Genomic DNA, 17,910 nt, shown 5'->3' with positions numbered 1-17,910 from the left:
TCTCCTTTAACGCTTGTTGGCTTTAATCATCGTCATTGCATTTATCGTCGTCATCGTCGTCATCGTCGTCGTCATCGTCATCGTCGTCATCGTCATCGTCATCGTCATCGTCATCGTCATCGTCGTCGTCGTCATCATCATCGTCGTCATCATCGTCGTCATCATCGTCATCGTCGTCGTCATCATCGTCATCGTCGTCATCATCGTCGTCATCATCATCATCACAATCATCTGTTTTAAGTTCAAGAATTAGGACTTGAAAAGGTAGTTTCTTTTCCAAAAAAAGCACTCGTTTTTTCTTTTTCTTCTTCTTCTTTTTTCGGCATTTGTGGTGTTTGTGATCATCGTCGTCGTCATCATCTTCTTCACGTTCTTCTTTAATTTCGATCAACTTCTCGACATCAATAAACCCCGTGAGAGCCACTCCATCTGCAATAGCACCTACTGAGGGGATGATGGAGGCTTTCGCTGTTACTTTTGTTTCCACCTGAATGACTTCTACATTTGATTCGCAATCGTTGTCGCTGTTAAAAACCGTAATCGGTTCCGTAATGCTTTCAATTTCCTCATTCAAGTTAATGTTGTGGCGGTTCAGAAAGTTCTTAACACTACCTGGATTGTCACTGCTCAAGCTTATAGTAGGTCGATACGGGCTGTTCTTTCGATTTTCGTTGGAAGTGTTTTTGCTCTCGGGCTGTTGCAGATTTTGGGCTTGAAATGTTCTTGCTTGCGGGTCTCTGCTCTTCTTTCTAAAGGTTTTCATATTGCTCGGTTTGGATTTTTTACTGAATTTCTTGACATTTCTTTTTCCACTATGCATGAAAAGCACTCCTTCCTACATGTTAAATGCGTAAGGCTTCGGGGAGTCGTCCCCTTGAATTACACCAGCCCTTGTTCCCACTATGTATACGGATGAAACACGACAGGCGCATGGACGGAATGCCTGATTCAAATGTCTATTTTTCCATGTTGATACATGAATGCCTAAACAGCCTACACTCAGTTGAGTGTAGGCTGTTTAGACATTGAACTACTAAGGATTTTGTGTGCAGCTAGCGAGTTGTGCAAACAAGACCTGAAAAGGCAGTTTCTTTTCCAGGAAAACTTTTTTCTTAAATGTTTCTGAAGAAGAATCAGTCGTGATTGTTGTATTAACATCAAATACTTTTTCTACGTCGATAAAACCTGTTAAGACTACTCCGCCATCAATCCCTGCCTGACTACATTCATTTGCATTGATACAACAGCTTTCGCACGTGATCGACGTACTGCTAAATTCTAACTCAAAATTAATTGTGCATGCCATTCATAATCACTCCTCTTTTGAGTATGTGGTATCTTATGTGGAAATCATCCACGTGATTGTACGAGTATCCCTAAGCATAGGGAAATTTGGCGAAAATGGTTAAGAAAAACTGGGATAAAAGTCCATGCACGATTGTCGCACCGCCATATCATATAGATAGACATCGAGGGAGGTGTGAAAAGAAAGTCATCATTCCTTTTGGAAATGAGGGATATTGTGAAATCGAAAGAACGCAAGAAGAATGTCAAGGTTGTGCCCATAGAAACAAAAATTATCGCGAAGTCCTCGATCATTTCACCGTGCGATACGGTAGGTGAAGGGGTTGTTCTGACAGGATTTATTGATGTGGAAAAGTTGATTAAAATACGAGACAAATGCGAGGGGGAACGGGTTATTTTTTTAGAGAAGAAGCTTCCCTTTCAGATACTCATTGTCGAATTGGAACACTGTGAAGACTAGCTTAAAGAAGAAAATCCGGTGATTTCTGCAAGAGATAGGGCATCGCCGTGGCCAGATTCAAATTCCTACTTTTCTCACGGGTACGTGAATGCCTAAACAGCCTACACTCAGTTGAGGTAGGCTGTTTGGGCATTGAAACTATTTAGGGAGTCTGTCTACAGTTAGCGAGTTGTGCAAATAAGACCTGAAAAGGCAGTTTCTTTTCCAGGAAAACTTTTTTCTTAAATGTTTCAGATTCTCCACCAGTCGTGATTGTTGTATTAACATCAAATACTTTTTCTACGTCGATAAAACCTGTTAGAACTACTCCGCCATCAATCCCTGACTGACTACATGCATTTGCATTGATACAACAGCTTTCGCACGAGATCGTCGTACTGCTAAATTCTAACTCAAAATTAATTGTGCATGCCATTCATAATCCCTCCTCTCTTGAGTATGTGGTATCTTATGTGAAAATCATCCACGTGATTGTACGAGTATCTCTGAGTGATAGGATAATTTAGCAAAATGGTTAAGAAATACTAGGATACAAGTCCATGCACGATGTTTGTGCCGCCATATCATACCAATAGAATTGATTCATAATAGCCACGAAGAAAGGAGGGATATGATGTTCATTCATCCCCTCGCTGTGCTCCCACGTTTAAAGGAGAAAATCCAGTTGCTTAAGCAAGAGACAGGCCATCGTCAAAAGAAATGGACGATTCTCGTTTATGCAAACGGAAATAACGATCTGGAACCGGAAATTCAGCGAAGTTTTCAGACCATGACGCAGGAATCGGTAGCCCATGATGTGACCATTGTGCTCCAGGTAGCTCGAGCTTCTACGGAGTTAGTGCAGCTCATAAGACCTCGAGTCTGCCAGCGAGACACGTCTCAATGGGATGGCGTCCGACGGTATAAGATTCATCACACAGGTGTGTCATTTTTGGAAGATCTAGGCTATTTGAACATGGCAGACCCCCGTACCCTGGCTCAGTTCATTACATGGGGAGTTACCCATTATCCTTCCAACCACGTTATGGTTATCTTGTCAGGGCATGGGGCAGGCTTTGTCGGTGCGATGAATGATCTTACCCAACCAACGCCTTGTATCATGAGTTTGAAAGGAATTGGAAAAGCTTTCGAATATTCACACAGGGAAACTAGAAAAGCGATTGATATTCTCGTATTGGATGCCTGTTTTATGAATATGATTGGGGTTTGGCATGAAATTGCTCTGATCGCCGGGCAACCCGTCAAATATTTGATCGCTCCGTTGGGAGGAAACACTCCACTTGCGGGTTTACCATGGTATCTGCTCATCAGATTCTTGCAAAACGATGATACTCGAAAACAATCGCTGCCTGAGATGATCGTTCATACGGTTGATCGTTACAATCAAAGCTGCCAAATAGACAGCCGTGTTCTTGCCATGAAGCTGACAGAAGAATCTTTTAACAGATTAAAAATAGGTGTAGATCGTTTCGCCGAATTTTTAGCCGCAAGTAAAATTGATCTGAAGCAAGTGTTAGCTGAGTGGTACAAAAATCGTCCCAATTATCCGTTAATCAGTCTCTTGGACCTGGTTGAACGCTTAACCAGTAATGTACCGGGAGTACATTACCTCAGCACGTCGATCCTCGAAATATTGGAAAAAGTCATTCTATATCCTTCCATACCAGAGCTTCCACGGAACATGAACCAAGGACCTAGTCTGTACCTTCCGGTGACTGAGCGAGAGTATCTGTATTTTCTTCATGTTTACAATCAACTTGTTTTTTCCGGCGAAAATAAATGGGTTCACGTAATACGCAAGGAAACGGTGAGAGAAGAACTTGCTCTTCAAGACCAAAGAACAGAGAAACAGATGATACCAGCCCTCTTTCCCATGACTGCTACGGATCTGTTGACGTTAATCCTAAAACACAATCCACGGATGTCAGTGGAGCAAGCCGTACAAGTCATGCATAAATTAGGATGGGGCAACCCTTACTTGAAAAGAAGAAAGGAGAATGATGAATCACAATATTTGCTTCCCTGTCAGGTACCTTCAATGGAATGTTATTTTCTGCAAACATTTCTGTTACCGTTGTTTCTTCAACGCAGGCGCAATGTAGTGAATACTTCCCCTAGCCCAGGTCAACTGTCGAGAATCTTTTTCAATTTGTTGGATACTTCAGCGACTGTTAGTAATTTCCTCAAGAACGGAACTACCCCAGTTAGTTGGGATGGTGTTTTTTCAGCTGATTTTGATCATGAAGCAGCTGATCAATGTGGCAAGTACAGGGATGAACTTAGTGTAACGAGTAATCCACCTGTCAACGGAATTGGCCCAGGCCAGTTTCTAACATTTGATTTATTTGGTACTGCGTTGACAGAAGCCGCTTTTGAAGTGCCTGGTACTGCTGGCTTTCAAGTAGCTGTCAAATTCCAGTCGATTCCAATAGGGGGAGGACAAGAAGGAAGCCTCTCTATATGTGGTGATTTTTCATCGACGCCGCCGCCACCAAGAGGGGTAATTCTTTGATAGCTGTTTAAGAGAAAAGGTTTTTTGAAAAGGAGGAACTAATCACGTGCACAATAAGGAAAATTTGAATGAATCCCAAAATACTTCAAACAATTCCGTTAATTCACAGCAAAATTCCAACCAACCGAACCAGACCTCTCCACAACCGCAACCATCTCCGCCCAAAGGAATCACTCAACCCTTGAACAATCAACGTCAAGGGCGGCGCTGCTGCGGCAGAGGCTGAGAACAGGAAAGCAGGTTTCAGACGTTTCGTATGACAGCATGAGCGGGAGTCATCACTCCCGCTCATGCTGTCATAAAGAGGCAGTTTACTTCCAACGCGAAAAAACAATACATATCTGTGCCCTCCGAAACAGGAGATAGTCAGAAAATAAAAAAATATCGCCCTCTACCCTGCAAAGCAAGGTTAAGGGCGAAAGAATCATCATCTACCGTTCGTATCCGAAAAGTGAACTAGTCTTGCAGCTCTACGCTCTCTGGCAACCAAACGTACGGGTTCTCTCCACGATCGCGCATTGGGTTGTACTTCACAGGCGTGAAGCCCATTTTCAACCAAAAATCGTCTGCGCGACAACGGGAGTTGGTTTTAATAGGAGCTCCAAAGCTCTTCGCGTGGTTGACCAAAGCAGTACCGTAATCTTTATGACGGTAGTCAGGCAGGACTTCGAGCTTCCACAGCTCATAATAGTCTTGCGCAGGTTGGAAGTAACGATCGTATTTCCCGTCAATTTTGTAGAGGCTCATACGTGCTACCATAAGATCGTTGTCATAAATACCGTAAAATGGAGATTCCGAATCGTTTTCCACGATGTTCGCCTCCAGGTCTTCCTTCATAGAAAGCTCCTCCAGGCCAAATTCGCGAAACTTCTGGAATTCCTCCAGTGTCTTATAGTTGATTTGCAAACGTCTTACTTCAAACATGGTTAGCCACTCCTCTCACAGCTCTTTGCCTTGGCCACCTACTGGCCCCGCCCCTTTATTATACACGATGATTGGCTTTTCCGAAGTGTTTTTCTTTTTTTAATGGAGGGATTGTAAGGAAATGATTTCGCTTCCTTGGAAAAATTTAAAATTTCATCCTAGAACTATGAGCATTCTCATGGCAAAATAGAAAGTAGCATCACATGATACAAACCAGGCAAACAATTTGGAAGCGCTTACGGTTGTAGTCGGTTTGTCAAAGAGGGGAGCGTTGCCATGCGCAAGGTATTAATCGCAAACCGTGGTGAAATTGCCAGACGAATTATCCGTACATGCAAGGCAAGAGGAGTGGCTACGGTTGCTGTCTATTCGGATGCAGACAAGGATCTGCCATTTGTACGCGAAGCAGATGAGTCAGTCCATATTGGTCCACCGCCTGTGCCACACAGCTACCTGAACGTAGAGGCCATTCTTGCAGCAGCGAAAAGCACCGGTGCCGATGCGATTCATCCGGGCTACGGTCTTTTGTCAGAAAACGAAGCTTTTGCCCGCCGTGTTCTGGAGGAAGGTCTTCTATTCATTGGTCCAACGCCAGAGGTCATCGGTCAAATGGGTGACAAGCTGACTGCCCGCCAAATAATGGAGGCTGCAGGAGTACCAGTTGTTCCAGGATGCGAACAGGCAATCGATTCTCCAGATGAAGCAGCTGTCATCGCTATGTCCATCGGATATCCCGTGATGCTAAAGGCAAGTGCGGGTGGTGGAGGAATCGGGATGCACATTTGTCGAGACGAGGCCGAGCTGCGTCAAGCCTACCAATCGGCGAAAGGTCGTGCAAAGGCGTATTTCGGTAACGATGCGATGTATATGGAGAAATATGTGGAACGTCCACGGCACATCGAAGTGCAGGTCGTTGCCGATCAGCATGGTAACGTCATCCACTTACTCGAACGGGAATGCTCCATACAGCGCAGACATCAAAAGGTGCTGGAGGAAAGCCCTTCTCCCTTCTTGGACACAGCTACGAGAGAGCTTCTGTGCGATGCTGCGGTTACAGCAGCGAAAGCAGTCGGCTACTCGGGTGTGGGGACGGTTGAGTTTATCGTAGATGAGCAGAAACATTTTTACTTCTTGGAAATGAATACGCGCTTGCAAGTAGAACATCCTGTGACGGAAGAAATGACCGGAATGGACCTCGTGGCGCTCCAGTTAGACATTGCCGATGGGCACCCGCTATCGATCAAGCAAGAGGACGTAAAAGCGCTGCGCCACGCGATTGAGTTGCGTGTCTATGCAGAGGACCCAGTGACCTTCCTGCCATCGCCAGGGACGATTACATTGTACCAACCGCCTTCGTTCGAACATGTACGAATTGATGATGGGGTAGAGACAGGGACACAGGTGACTCCTTTTTACGACCCGATGATTGCAAAGGTCATCGTATCGGGCTCGACGAGAGAAGAGGCTGTGCAACAGGCGCAGAAGGCTATGGATCATTTTCTGATTACTGGCATTAAAACAAACATTCCGTTTTTGCAAGAAGTATTGCAGGACGATCAATTCCGTGAAGGTAACTATACGACATGGTTTGTTACGGAGCGGGGAGCGAAATCAAGCACGGAAAAACGTTAATTACGAATGATATGTAAGGGAGAGAACCATCCATGAAACAAGTTGCAGCCAATATGGCAGGAACCGTTATTAATGTCCTAGTACAACCAGGTGACGAGATCAATGAAGGACAAGATGTCCTTGTACTGGAATCGATGAAAATGGAAGTTCCTGTACAGGCACAAGCCTCAGGCAAGGTTGTGGAAGTAAAAGCGAATATTGGCGATTTTGTCAACGATGGCGATATCATCGTCGTTTTGGAATAGGATTAGAATACTTCTAAACTGAGCGACCGCTAGGCGAGGAGGTGACTGGTTGTGCATGTACAAATTGTGGAGGTAGGTCCTCGTGACGGGCTGCAAAATGAGAGCGCGATTGTTCCGGCAGCAGCAAAAATCACGCTGATTCATAAGCTGATGGCAGCAGGCTTGAAGCGGATAGAAGCGAGTTCGTTTGTAAATCCGAAATGGATACCCCAATTGGCGGATGCAGATGAGGTCTTGCTAGGAATCAATCGCAGCCAAGAGGTCACGCTTTGCGCATTGGTTCCAAATATTCGTGGTCTGGAGCGGGCGCGCCAATGCGGACTGACAGAGATTGCCCTATTCATGTCTGCCTCTGAAACGCATAATCAAAAAAACATTAATAAAGGAATAGAAGACACGTATCCGATCCTGCGGGAGGTTGCACAGGAAGCGCTGGCACTCGGGATGAAGGTTCGGGGATATATCTCAACGGTGTTCGGTTGTCCGTATGAGGGACACATTCCACTGGATAATAGCCGCAGAGTGACAGAGGCACTTTTGGAAATGGGAGTGTACGAGATTTCTCTCGGGGATACGATAGGGGTTGCAACACCGAAGCAGGTTCATGAGGTTTTTAGAGAACTTGTGAAAGATGTTACGAGCGAGCGCTTAGCCGCCCATTTTCATGATACGAGAGGAACTGGATTAGCGAACGTAGCAGCAGCGCTAGATGAAGGAATTTGGATCTTTGACAGCTCAATCGGTGGCCTCGGTGGATGCCCGTATGCGCCAGGAGCTGCCGGCAACATTTCGACGGAAGATTTGGTCTACATGTTGCATGGAATGGGCTATGAAACGGGTGTGGATCTCGAGAAGTTGATTGAGGCTGGTGCGTTTATTGGGCAGCAGCTGGACAAAGAGCTCCCCTCAAAAGTGCTGCGGGCATCGCTCGCAAGCAAACCGGCTGGATGATCTGTATTTCCACACATTCGCAAAGAGGGGATAAAATATGACGGTTTCCCTGCAAAGAGAGGGCGCAATCGGCGTACTAACGCTGCAACGGCCAGAAGTTTTTAATTGCCTCAATCTGGAGACGCTCGTGACATTGCGCGGCTTGATCAGTGAAATCAGCCATGATCGTGATATCCGGACGGTCATTGTTACAGGTGCTGGTGACAAGGCGTTTTGCTCTGGTGCGGATTTAAGAGAGCGGCGCTCCATGTCACCACAACAGGTCGAAGTATACATCCAAACGATTCGAGATACGTTCACAGAGCTGGAAAAGCTACCGAAACCAGTCATCGCGGCGATTAACGGGCTGGCGCTGGGGGGCGGTACAGAATTGGCGTTGGCGTGCGATCTGCGAATCATGAGTGAACAAGCACAGATGGGTTTAACGGAGACATCGCTCGGGATTATCCCTGGTGCTGGCGGAACACAGCGTTTGCCTCGGCTGGTTGGAAAAGGCGTCGCCAAGGAACTTATTTTCACGGCGAGGCGTGTATTGCCGGAGGAAGCGCTATCCATTGGATTAATCAATCGGATTGTTCCCGCTGATCAACTCATGGAGACAGCCATTTCTTTGGCCGAGCAGATTTCAGCGAATGCTCCACTTGCCCTAGCCCAAGCCAAGTTTGCCATCGATTGTGGAGTAGAGGTCGAATTAGCTAGCGGACTTCAAATTGAGAGCAATGCGTACAAGGTGCTCGTCCCGACGAAAGACCGCCTAGAAGGACTCGCAGCCTTTCAAGAAAAACGAAAACCGATATACCGCGGAGAGTGACGAGGGGGATTACGCTGATGACCAAACATTTGGAAGACACATTGCATGAAAAAATGGCCCAAGTAGTGCAAGGGGGCGATGCCAAGTATCATGACAAGCTCAAGGAGCAAAACAAGCTGTTTGTCCGCGATCGTCTCAAGCTATTGTTCGATGATGAGTTCATGGTCGAGGATGGGCTGTTCGCGAATGTGATGGCAGGTGATCTGCCGGCGGATGGAGTTGTGACCGCAATCGGCAAGGTAAATGGTCAAACTGTCTGCGTGATGGCCAATGATTCGACAGTGAAAGCGGGGTCTTGGGGATCGCGGACTGTCGAAAAGATTATTCGCATCCAGGAAACAGCTGAAAAAATGCGTGTTCCTCTTCTTTATCTGGTCGATTCAGCAGGAGCGCGTATCACTGACCAATTGGAGATGTTCCCAGGCCGCCGGGGTGCTGGGAGAATCTTTTATAACCAAGTGAAGCTCTCCGGCAAAATTCCACAAGTGTGCATTTTGTTTGGACCTTCTGCTGCTGGTGGCGCTTATATCCCAGCTTTTTGTGACATTGTCATCATGGTCGACAAAAACGCGAGCATGTACTTAGGCTCCCCGCGTATGGCGGAAATGGTGATTGGAGAAAAAGTAAGCTTGGAAGAGTTGGGCGGTGCACGCATGCATTGCTCCGTCAGCGGATGCGGTGACGTACTGGCCGCCAATGAAGAAGAGGCGATTCAAGCAGCGCGCAGCTATCTCCGTTTCTTCCCGGCGAACTATACGTTGACGCCACCGACTGTACTGCCGAAAGCACCTGTGCCTTCAGCAAAGGAGATCACGAGCATCGTGCCGGAGAACCAAAATGCAGCTTTCAATATGCATGATGTGATTACAGCATTGGTCGACGAGGATTCGTTCTTTGAAATCAAAAAGTTATTTGCCCAAGAACTGATTACCGGATTGGCACGTCTGGATGGCAAACCAGTCGGAATCATTGCCAACCAGCCGCGTGTGAAGGGAGGAGTTCTGTTTGTCGATTCGGCTGACAAGGCGGCTCGATTCATCACGTTGTGCGATGCGTTTTCTATTCCACTCTTGTTCTTGGCGGATGTTCCAGGTTTCATGATTGGGACAGCGGTAGAGCGCGCAGGGATTATCAGGCACGGGGCCAAAATGATCTCCGCAATGGCGGAAGCCACAGTTCCTAAAATATCCGTTATTGTACGCAAAGCGTATGGTGCTGGCTTGTATGCAATGGCCAGCTCAGCATTTGAACCAGATGCCTGCCTTGCACTGCCAGGTGCCCAAATCGCTGTAATGGGACCAGAAGCAGCGGTCAATGCCGTCTACAGTAACAAAATTCAAGCGATTGAGGACCCGGCGGAGCGTCAAGCGTTTATTCAAGAAAAACGCAGAGAATATCAGGAAGACATCGATCTGTACTTGCTGGCATCCAACTTGATCGTAGATGCTGTTGTGCCTCCAAGTGAACTGAGACGAGAATTAATTCAGCGCTACGAGGTATATAAGGAAAAGCGTCACGTTTTTTCGGACAGAAAGCATGCTGTTTATCCCGTATAAATCACGGTCAGGTTGTCGTCAAAAGGCGATAGCCTGATTTTTTTTACAGAAAATGTGTGAGAACAAAGGAATATTTCGATAATTTCGATCTTTTTTTGTGTCAATCAATTGAACAATCCCGAAAACTCTGTTATTCTTGAAAAATAAGCAATGATTAATGTGGGTGAACAAATGCTGCTAGAGCCAAAGACGTGTCAGGTGGTAGTTATAGGTGGAGGGTCTGTCGGGCTGCTGTATGCAGCAAGGCTCGCACTCGCTGGACAACCTGTTACGATTGTTACACGCAGTTCACTCCAGGCGAATCAGCTAAATGAACGCGGGCTCAGCTTTCAAAGGCTTGATGGCGAAATAGTCACTGTTCCCATCGTTGCTCGTCCCATTGAAGAAGGATTGCCTGAAGGGAATCTGTATTTATTAACTGTAAAGCAGCCAGATTTGCACAGCGTACTTCCAGCCTTACAAGGGTTAAACCATGAGGCAAGAGTGATCGCTCTGCAAAATGGCATGGGTCATTACGAGTTGCTTCGAACCGTTTTAACGGAGACGCAGTGCTTCTTTGCGATTAATACGGAAGGAGCTAGGAGATTGTCGCCTACAGAAGTCGTGCATACCGGTACTGGTACTTTGCGCGTAGGTTCTTGGGAGATTTCTGATCGCAATGATCCATTGATTCGCACATTTGTCGAGTGGGCGTTATCAACAGGCATGGAGGCTGTCTATGAAAAGGCGATACAGCCCTTCGCTTGGCGCAAGCTCATCGCAAATGCGCTGATCAATCCGTTAACCGCGCTTTTTGAAATCCCGAATGGGGCTCTCCTCGAAAATTCACATACGCAACAGCTTATGCGTGCTTTATTTGTGGAAGCAGCTGCAGTGGCTGCGTATGCCGGACAAAAAATCGAGGATGCAGACTTGCAGGAAATTGTCTCCATTTGCCGAAATACTTCCCATAATCTTTCCTCCATGCTGCAGGATATAATGAAGCGCAGACCGACTGAAGTGCAGTCTATCAACGGCTACCTCGTCCAAGTAGGAAAAAATGCCGGAATTCCGACTCCACTGCACGAAACCTTGCTTCGCGTTATCCTACTTAAGTCAGACATGGGAATACGGAAGGAGGGAGGCGACAGTAGATGACCATTTTGGCGGATTTCTGGGCCTATTTGTGGGGTACGCTGACGGTTGTGCCGTTTCTCGGGTTTCCGCTCGTTTATTTCATCTTGTATGTGACGACGCGAAACAAGAAATTGGCAGGCCGCTTTGCGATAAATATCACGAATCTTTTGGTGATTCGCTCTGCTGTTTCCGCTTACGAACTAATCTGGCCCGAGGCTTTTTCCGCTTGGTTGTGGGTATTCTGCTTTTACCTAGTGGTAACTGTGCTCCTTGGGTGGATACAGATGAAGTGGAAGGGGCGGCTCTCCCTCAAAAAGGTAGGATTTTCAGCCTGGCGTTTGTCGTTTCTCTGGTTTGGAATTGTCTACATAGTGCTGTTTACGACCGGTATTATCAAAACGATGGGTGTCGTGTAAAGCACTGTTGATACATATCGTATTTATTCCGATAAGAAAGAAGGTTGGAAATATGCGACTTCCCATCGAGACCATCGGTCACAAGATTCGAATGATTCGGAAAGAACGAGGCTTTACCTTGGAAATTATGGCAGGCAAGACAGGGTTAAGCAAAGGTTTGCTGAGCCAAGTAGAGCGTGGAATTTCGCAGCCGTCGCTGGACTCGCTGTGGAAAATCACCAAAGCTCTGGAGTCACCCATCATTCATTTTTTCGAAGATATTGATCAAAAGCAGGTGCATGTGACTCGCTTGCAAAAACGCAGACAACTGGTCTTTCCTGAATCGACGGGCACTTATTCGCTGCTCTCGATGGGGGGTAGTGCCAAACTGGGGATGCTGGAAGTGCGGCTGATGCCTGGAGAAATGGCTGTCGACAAGTTCGTGCAGTCAGAGGGAGAAGAATGTTTCTCGGTCATTTCCGGTAGTGTAACAGCGCGCTTCAACGATGAAGAGCACGTATTGGAAGCAGGAGACAGTATTTCATTTGATAGCAGCAAAACACACTCAATCGAAAATACGGGAGAAACGGAAGCCTTGTTGATCTGGTCCGTCACCCCTCCACAATTTTAATACAAGCGCAAACGAGCCTGTATTACACTTTGACAACCCATTAAAGTGGGTTGTCTTGTTTTTTGTGGCTGTGGAGCATGGTATAATTTTGGTTGACCATGGCCCTAAGAAAGGTGAGCTAGCATGAATGTTGAATGTCTCGCGCTTCCATTGGCGAATCCGCTGGCACAGGAGTACCAGCAGCAAAATGCCTCTGCAATGCAGTTTTTTGCACATAATCCCTACCGTGAACAGTCCTACCGAGAACGCGTGGAATGGCTTCAAAGTCAATCCTATCCTCACCGGAACCAGCTCGTGGAAGGTTTATATCGTTTTAATAAAGAGATGGGTACTCACCCTGAAGCACTGAACAATATCGAGTTGCTCAAACAGCCAGACACATATGTGGTCATCGGTGGTCAGCAAGCAGGTGTTCTGGGTGGACCGCTCTATACAATCAACAAAGCTGTTCATCTGATTCAGGCAGCGAAGAGGCTGTCTGCCGAGCTTCAGGCGAACGTCATTCCGGTGTTCTGGATTGCTGGCGAAGACCATGACATCGATGAGATTGATCATGTTTTCTGGGGAGCGGACGATGGGAAGCGCCTGCATAAAGAGCGAATGGCTCTGAACAAAAAGGGCCGACAATCGGCAAGTACGCTACCCTTGGACCCTGAACTGTGTACGCAGTTCCTGGAAAAGTTTTTCCAGGGGCAAGCAGAGACTGCCGAAACCAAACAAATTCGTGAGTTGCTAACGCAGACTGCAGCAGATTCGCATACAGTCGCAGAGTGGTTTGCCCGCTTGATGGCACAACTATTTGGTAAGCATGGTCTTGTTCTGATTGAATCCTCGTTGCCGTTTGTTCGTGAACTGCAGCAACCCATTTTTTCACAGATCATAGAAAATAATGAGCAATTGGCAAAGGTGTTACTACAGGCAACGGATCGGATTTCAACGGCTGGCTATCCGCTTCAATTGCAAGTGGAAGAGCATCAAGCCAATCTGTTCATCTATGAGGGCGATGATCGATTGCTGCTAGAACGTCACGGGGAGCGTTTTATCAATCGGAGACGTTCTTACACCCGCGATGAATTGCTCAAGCAGGTTGCAGACTCACCTGAGCGTTTTAGCACAAATGTCGTTACCCGCGGGTTGATGCAGGAGCATCTGTTTCCTACGCTTGCCTTCATTGGAGGTCCGGGCGAGATTGCTTATTGGGCGTTTTATCGGGAGGTATTCGAACTATTCGGGATGCAGATGCCGATCGTATTGCCTCGTTTGTCCATTACCCTTGTGGAAGGTGCTCAATTAAGACTGCTGGATAGCTTGGGGCTTTCTGTTGAACAAGTCTTAACTGATTTCGCCACATGGAAAACGGAGTGGTTCCAAAAGCAGGCACCACATCCGTTGGAGCAGCAATTCGCATCAGCACGGGAGTCGATCATGTCGATCTATCGTCCACTGGTAGAGGAAGTCGTTTCTCTGGATGGCGGATTGCGTGGTCTGGCTGAGAAAAATAGTAAGCTACTGTTAGAGCAAGTATCCTTTTTGGAAGAGCGTCTGATTCGTTCTCTACAGCAAAAAGATGACGTGGAGCATGTGCGCGTCCAACGAATTGAGACCGCTTTGTTGCCTGAAGGTGGGCTGCAAGAAAGAAAGCATTCGTTTTTCCCGTTTGCGAATAAATATGGTCTTGGCTTGCTTGACCGATTAGTAGATGCGCCATTTGCGCATGATGGTACTCATCAACTTTATTACCTGTAATATGCAGCGCAAAATAGTCGGATCGTCCTAGAAGTGGACCCGGCTATTTTTTTGCTGTTTAAGCAGATGGAAAAGATTTCTTCAAATTATGCCGAAACTTTTCCGACAAATTCTGCGTATTAGTAGTAATGGATTGTTTTTTGGGAAAGGTGGTACTCGGGATGCAGATTACATTACAACAAATCGGGAAAAAAGCCACTCTACTAGTTGTAAGCTTGTCAGTTTTATTGACGGGCATCGCAACCGCAGGATTGAAAAAGGCCGACGCACGGGAAGAATACGTAGCCAATTCACCTGCATTTATCGACACAAATGGACATTGGGCAGCAAAAGAAATAGGGATTGCTACTCAAAAAGGATTAATCAAGGGCTTCCCTGACGGAACCTTTAAACCAGAGCAAACAGTGTCACAAGAACAGTTTTTATCCCTGATTGAACGCGTCATTCCTTCCTTCACAGGCCATGAGCCTGACAGCTTTATCAAAGAGACCTACTTGCAGGCTGCTGCGGGACGTTGGTCGGAAAAAAACTATCACCATTTGGCTTCAGCGGGTATTATGCCATCTGGAAAACCGACGGATAACATGACGCGGTTGGAAGCCGCAAGAACCTTGCTTGCAGCCATCGGGCACCAATCAGAAGGTGAAAAGTATCGGGGAACGACAGCAAAATTTTTCACGGATATCTCGATCGAAAATGAAAATCAGGTGATGACGGTCTACCCTGCCTATAAAATGGGGATATTGGCTGGATTCCCAGATGGGAGCTTTCGCCCTGATGACAAAATCAGCAGAGCTCAAGCAGTCGTCCTCTTAAACCGTCTGGAATCAAAAATCGCAGAGCTGTACCCTGGCAATGTTACAGAGAGCGAGAAAAAGGCAATGACACAAGCTGTTTCGTCATTTGTAGGTGACGTGATGGAAAAGCAAAAGATTCGTCGCTTTGATGATCTCGTCGCGTATGTAAAGAAAAACAATCTGCCTGTCAGTGAATCGTTTTTACGTGAGCATTTTTCGTTTATGCAGTATGAAGTGTACGATTATGTCCGGTTTCCACAGTTTAATGAGCTGATGTACTTTGCAAAAATCGGAATGAATAAATACAGAATGACGATTCAATATTACGCAGGAGATTTGGGTGGAAGTGTCGATCGCACGTTTTATCTTTCCTCAAGCGATGGCAAAACGTTTAGACTGATTGGAAAAGATGAATGACGCTACGAAAGGCTGGGGCAATTACCCAGCCTTTTTGCGTGTCAGGCATGACGTTTTTGCCAGATAAAAAGGACGAGTGCAATCACGAGGGGATAGAGAGTGGACCATCCCAAAAAAGGATAAAGTCCTACTGTACATACGAGAGAAGTCCAGGAAGCGATTCGGCCTACGCGGCTGTGGCGCAAGAGTCGGACCCCAGCCAGACAACCGCCAATGTAAGTCGTAAAAAAGGTTGCATTGGGAAGTTCGATGAGTCTGGACAAGTCGATCACGTCGAAGTACAGAACGCCCAGAACGACGACAAAACAAAGAGAGAGAAACAGAAGGCCGCCTGTTGGTGTCCGGTACTTGGCATGGAGGGTACCAAACCAGCGAGGAGCGATCTTTTCTTGCGCCAACGAGTAAGCGATGCGTGAAGCAGCTCCGATGTAAGCGTTGGCTGTTGCGATACAAATGAACAAGGCAGTTACGGCTACAATCCATCCGCCGATTGACCCCAGAGAGAGTTGAACCATGACACTGAGCGAGGCAGCGGAGATGCCGATCCCGTAGCTATGCGTAGCCACAGTCATAAAGGCTACGGCAAAATACAAGAGAGCGACGATTCCCGCACTCCACAAAACACCGCGAATCGCGTTTTTCGCAGGATCGACGAATTCCTCTGAGAGATGCGTCACAGCTTCCCACCCAATGAAGCACCAAAACATCAGACCTGCTGCTTGCACGACACTCAACCAACCGTTAGGCATAAAAGGGGTAAAGTGATTGACAGATGCATGTGGAATGCTTGCGACAACGGCCAAAATCAAAATCGTGATAATCAGCGAGACAACAATCGTTTGGACACGTGCAGCTACATGCAAGCCTACAACATTCATCACAAGGACAGCGAGAAGAAGCAGAGCAGCAGTCGCATAAACTTGCGACTCACCCCAGTTCAGCAGGATCGCAATGTAGTTGGCCCCTGTCACACTCAGAATAGGTGCGCCAATCGGGACAGACAAAAGAAAGAACCAGCCCACCATGTTTCCGAATCGATCTCCGTACGCTGTCCGCACAAATGTAGAGACTCCACCTGAGCTCGGATAACGAGCAGATAACAGCCCCATCGTAACAGCCATGGGCAGGACAAGAATAGACATGACGAGCCAAGCTAAAATGGAAGCAGGACCTGCCTTTTCGGCTGCGAGTCCGGGGATGAGCAGCACTCCGGAACCGATCACCGCCCCGATGTATAAGGCGACGATTTGCGGAAGTCGCAGTGTTTTGGCTAGGCCAGGGGCTTGCGTGGATAATTTCCCCATTGGTAGATCCCTCGCTTTTTTTCTTACCTTGTCGTTGGTAACTGAAGTGTAGCATAGACTTAATTATCGGAGTTATCTATAATATTAGATAATTGAAATCGATTTTTCCGATGAAAAGAGGGAGAAATCTGGATACTCGATATTTGCAAACATTCCGTGAAGTAGCAAAGTGCCAGAGCTTTACTCGTGCAGCAGAAATTTTAGGCTACGCGCAATCAAGTGTGACGACCCAAATTCAAAATCTGGAATCGGAGTTCGGTGTCAGCCTATTCGAGCGTTGGGGCAAAAAAATCAGGCTTACCCACGCAGGCGAAGTGCTTCTTAGCTACAGCGAACAGCTGCAAGCTGTATTAGACGAGGCGAAAGCGAATCTGTCAGAACAAGCACATCTTGCAGGAACACTGAGTATCGGAACAGTGGAGTCACTGGCAGCCTTTTATTTACCGCCTTATTTGCAAAAATTTCGCTTGGAGCAGCCGCGTATGCGGATCATGCTTGCACCGGGCATCTGTCAAGACTTGAGACAGGGGGTAAAGGAAGGGAAGTTCGACTTCGCCTTTGTGCTCGATTGGCTCCAAGATCAATCTGAGCTAACAAATGTCGTTTTAGGTGAGGAAAAACTAGTTGTTGTTGCAGCGCCTACCCATTCGCTTGTGAAAAAAGAGAAGGTAGAAACTCACGATTTTAGCGGGGAAACCTGGATTTTTACGGAAAAGGGATGCAGTTACCGAGGGATGATGGAATCGGTGTTGCGTGAAGCAGGAGCCACCGTAGAATCTTCTTTTGAATTTGGCAGTCTGGAAGCGATAAAACAATGTGTTGCTTATGATTTAGGAATTGCGTTGCTTCCGAAAATTGTCGTACAAGAAGAAGTAAAAAATGGTACACTTGTGATACTCTCGTTTTCCCATCCGGATATCCGTGTTTTCCGGCAGTTGGTCTACCATAAAAAGAAATGGATGCCACAGGCTTTGTTACGCTTTTTGGAGCTGCTTACGGTAGAAACAGCAGAGCGAAAACTGCCGATGACAGGAAAATAATTGGAAAAACTGATGATGGTTAAACTTTCGTATGATATGATAGACAAGGTTGCTTTATGAGATAAAAG

General features: G+C 46.7%; 18 protein-coding genes. 13 read left to right on the top strand and 5 right to left on the bottom strand.

Going from position 1 to position 17,910, the window contains the following annotated elements; genetic code table 11:
- Positions 1 to 22: 22 nt before the first annotated feature.
- Both ACFYU8_RS08095 and ACFYU8_RS08090 read right to left on the bottom strand, forming a co-directional pair.
- Entirely contained in the window at positions 23 to 820 is a 798-nt protein-coding gene (locus ACFYU8_RS08095; protein ID WP_390294159.1) for a hypothetical protein, read from the bottom strand.
- A gap of 213 nt (positions 821 to 1,033) precedes the next feature.
- Positions 1,034 to 1,306, bottom strand: a complete 273-nt coding sequence (locus ACFYU8_RS08090; RefSeq protein ID WP_390294161.1) for a hypothetical protein — start codon at positions 1,304 to 1,306, stop codon at positions 1,034 to 1,036.
- A 216-nt stretch (positions 1,307 to 1,522) separates the two neighbouring features.
- Here ACFYU8_RS08090 and ACFYU8_RS08085 point away from each other — a divergent pair, with 216 nt between their 5' ends.
- The gene (locus ACFYU8_RS08085) at positions 1,523 to 1,765 is read left to right on the top strand and encodes a hypothetical protein (protein WP_390294162.1); all 243 of its coding nucleotides are present in this window, start codon (positions 1,523 to 1,525) and stop codon (positions 1,763 to 1,765) included.
- Between the two features lie 142 nt (positions 1,766 to 1,907).
- Here ACFYU8_RS08085 and ACFYU8_RS08080 read toward each other — a convergent pair whose 3' ends face one another.
- On the bottom strand, positions 1,908 to 2,180 hold the full coding sequence (locus ACFYU8_RS08080) for a hypothetical protein (RefSeq protein WP_390294164.1): 273 nt from the start codon (positions 2,178 to 2,180) through the stop codon (positions 1,908 to 1,910).
- Between the two features lie 249 nt (positions 2,181 to 2,429).
- Between ACFYU8_RS08080 and ACFYU8_RS08075 the strand changes: the two genes are divergently transcribed.
- Positions 2,430 to 4,277: a clostripain-related cysteine peptidase gene (locus ACFYU8_RS08075; RefSeq protein WP_390294166.1), complete on the top strand. Its 1,848-nt coding sequence runs from the start codon at positions 2,430 to 2,432 to the stop codon at positions 4,275 to 4,277.
- Positions 4,278 to 4,733: 456 nt separating this feature from the next.
- Here ACFYU8_RS08075 and ACFYU8_RS08070 read toward each other — a convergent pair whose 3' ends face one another.
- Entirely contained in the window at positions 4,734 to 5,201 is a 468-nt protein-coding gene (locus ACFYU8_RS08070) for an N-acetyltransferase (RefSeq protein WP_390294168.1), read from the bottom strand.
- 276 nt (positions 5,202 to 5,477) lie between these two features.
- Here ACFYU8_RS08070 and ACFYU8_RS08065 point away from each other — a divergent pair, with 276 nt between their 5' ends.
- The 10 genes from ACFYU8_RS08065 to ACFYU8_RS08020 all read left to right on the top strand — a co-directional run bounded on the left by ACFYU8_RS08065 (position 5,478) and on the right by ACFYU8_RS08020 (position 15,498).
- Positions 5,478 to 6,833 carry an acetyl-CoA carboxylase biotin carboxylase subunit gene (locus tag ACFYU8_RS08065; protein WP_390294170.1) on the top strand — a complete coding sequence of 452 codons (1,356 nt, stop codon included), beginning with the start codon at positions 5,478 to 5,480 and terminating at the stop codon, positions 6,831 to 6,833.
- Between the two features lie 32 nt (positions 6,834 to 6,865).
- Positions 6,866 to 7,078: a biotin/lipoyl-containing protein gene (locus tag ACFYU8_RS08060; protein ID WP_015892116.1), complete on the top strand. Its 213-nt coding sequence runs from the start codon at positions 6,866 to 6,868 to the stop codon at positions 7,076 to 7,078.
- Positions 7,079 to 7,129: 51 nt separating this feature from the next.
- Positions 7,130 to 8,029, top strand: coding sequence for a hydroxymethylglutaryl-CoA lyase (locus tag ACFYU8_RS08055; RefSeq protein WP_390294172.1), 900 nt, complete (start codon positions 7,130 to 7,132; stop codon positions 8,027 to 8,029).
- 37 nt (positions 8,030 to 8,066) lie between these two features.
- On the top strand, positions 8,067 to 8,840 hold the full coding sequence (locus tag ACFYU8_RS08050) for an enoyl-CoA hydratase-related protein (RefSeq protein WP_390294174.1): 774 nt from the start codon (positions 8,067 to 8,069) through the stop codon (positions 8,838 to 8,840).
- Between the two features lie 17 nt (positions 8,841 to 8,857).
- Positions 8,858 to 10,396 carry an acyl-CoA carboxylase subunit beta gene (locus ACFYU8_RS08045; protein WP_390294176.1) on the top strand — a complete coding sequence of 513 codons (1,539 nt, stop codon included), beginning with the start codon at positions 8,858 to 8,860 and terminating at the stop codon, positions 10,394 to 10,396.
- Positions 10,397 to 10,567: 171 nt separating this feature from the next.
- A complete protein-coding gene (locus ACFYU8_RS08040; RefSeq protein WP_390294178.1) occupies positions 10,568 to 11,533 on the top strand; it encodes a ketopantoate reductase family protein in 966 nt (321 codons plus the stop codon).
- Positions 11,530 to 11,928 (top strand): DUF3397 domain-containing protein, encoded by a 399-nt coding sequence (locus ACFYU8_RS08035; protein WP_390294180.1) that lies wholly within the window; start codon positions 11,530 to 11,532, stop codon positions 11,926 to 11,928. The genes ACFYU8_RS08040 and ACFYU8_RS08035 overlap by 4 nt, the downstream gene beginning before the upstream one ends.
- A 52-nt stretch (positions 11,929 to 11,980) precedes the next feature.
- Positions 11,981 to 12,538 (top strand): helix-turn-helix domain-containing protein, encoded by a 558-nt coding sequence (locus tag ACFYU8_RS08030; protein WP_390294182.1) that lies wholly within the window; start codon positions 11,981 to 11,983, stop codon positions 12,536 to 12,538.
- Between the two features lie 123 nt (positions 12,539 to 12,661).
- Positions 12,662 to 14,284, top strand: a complete 1,623-nt coding sequence (gene bshC, locus ACFYU8_RS08025; RefSeq protein ID WP_390294184.1) for a bacillithiol biosynthesis cysteine-adding enzyme BshC — start codon at positions 12,662 to 12,664, stop codon at positions 14,282 to 14,284.
- Positions 14,285 to 14,445: 161 nt separating this feature from the next.
- Entirely contained in the window at positions 14,446 to 15,498 is a 1,053-nt protein-coding gene (locus ACFYU8_RS08020; protein WP_390294186.1) for an S-layer homology domain-containing protein, read from the top strand.
- Between the two features lie 41 nt (positions 15,499 to 15,539).
- Here ACFYU8_RS08020 and ACFYU8_RS08015 read toward each other — a convergent pair whose 3' ends face one another.
- Entirely contained in the window at positions 15,540 to 16,802 is a 1,263-nt protein-coding gene (locus ACFYU8_RS08015) for an APC family permease (protein ID WP_390294188.1), read from the bottom strand.
- A 110-nt stretch (positions 16,803 to 16,912) separates the two neighbouring features.
- On the opposite strand from ACFYU8_RS08015, the gene ACFYU8_RS08010 reads away from it, so the two are divergent.
- Positions 16,913 to 17,842 carry a LysR family transcriptional regulator gene (locus tag ACFYU8_RS08010; RefSeq protein ID WP_390294190.1) on the top strand — a complete coding sequence of 310 codons (930 nt, stop codon included), beginning with the start codon at positions 16,913 to 16,915 and terminating at the stop codon, positions 17,840 to 17,842.
- Positions 17,843 to 17,910 lie beyond the last annotated feature (68 nt).

It is taken from the genome of Brevibacillus sp. NPDC003359, from assembly GCF_042878995.1.
In the GTDB taxonomy this organism is placed as follows: Bacteria; Bacillota; Bacilli; order Brevibacillales; family Brevibacillaceae; genus Brevibacillus.
This window is presented reverse-complemented; position numbering and strand designations above follow the sequence as displayed.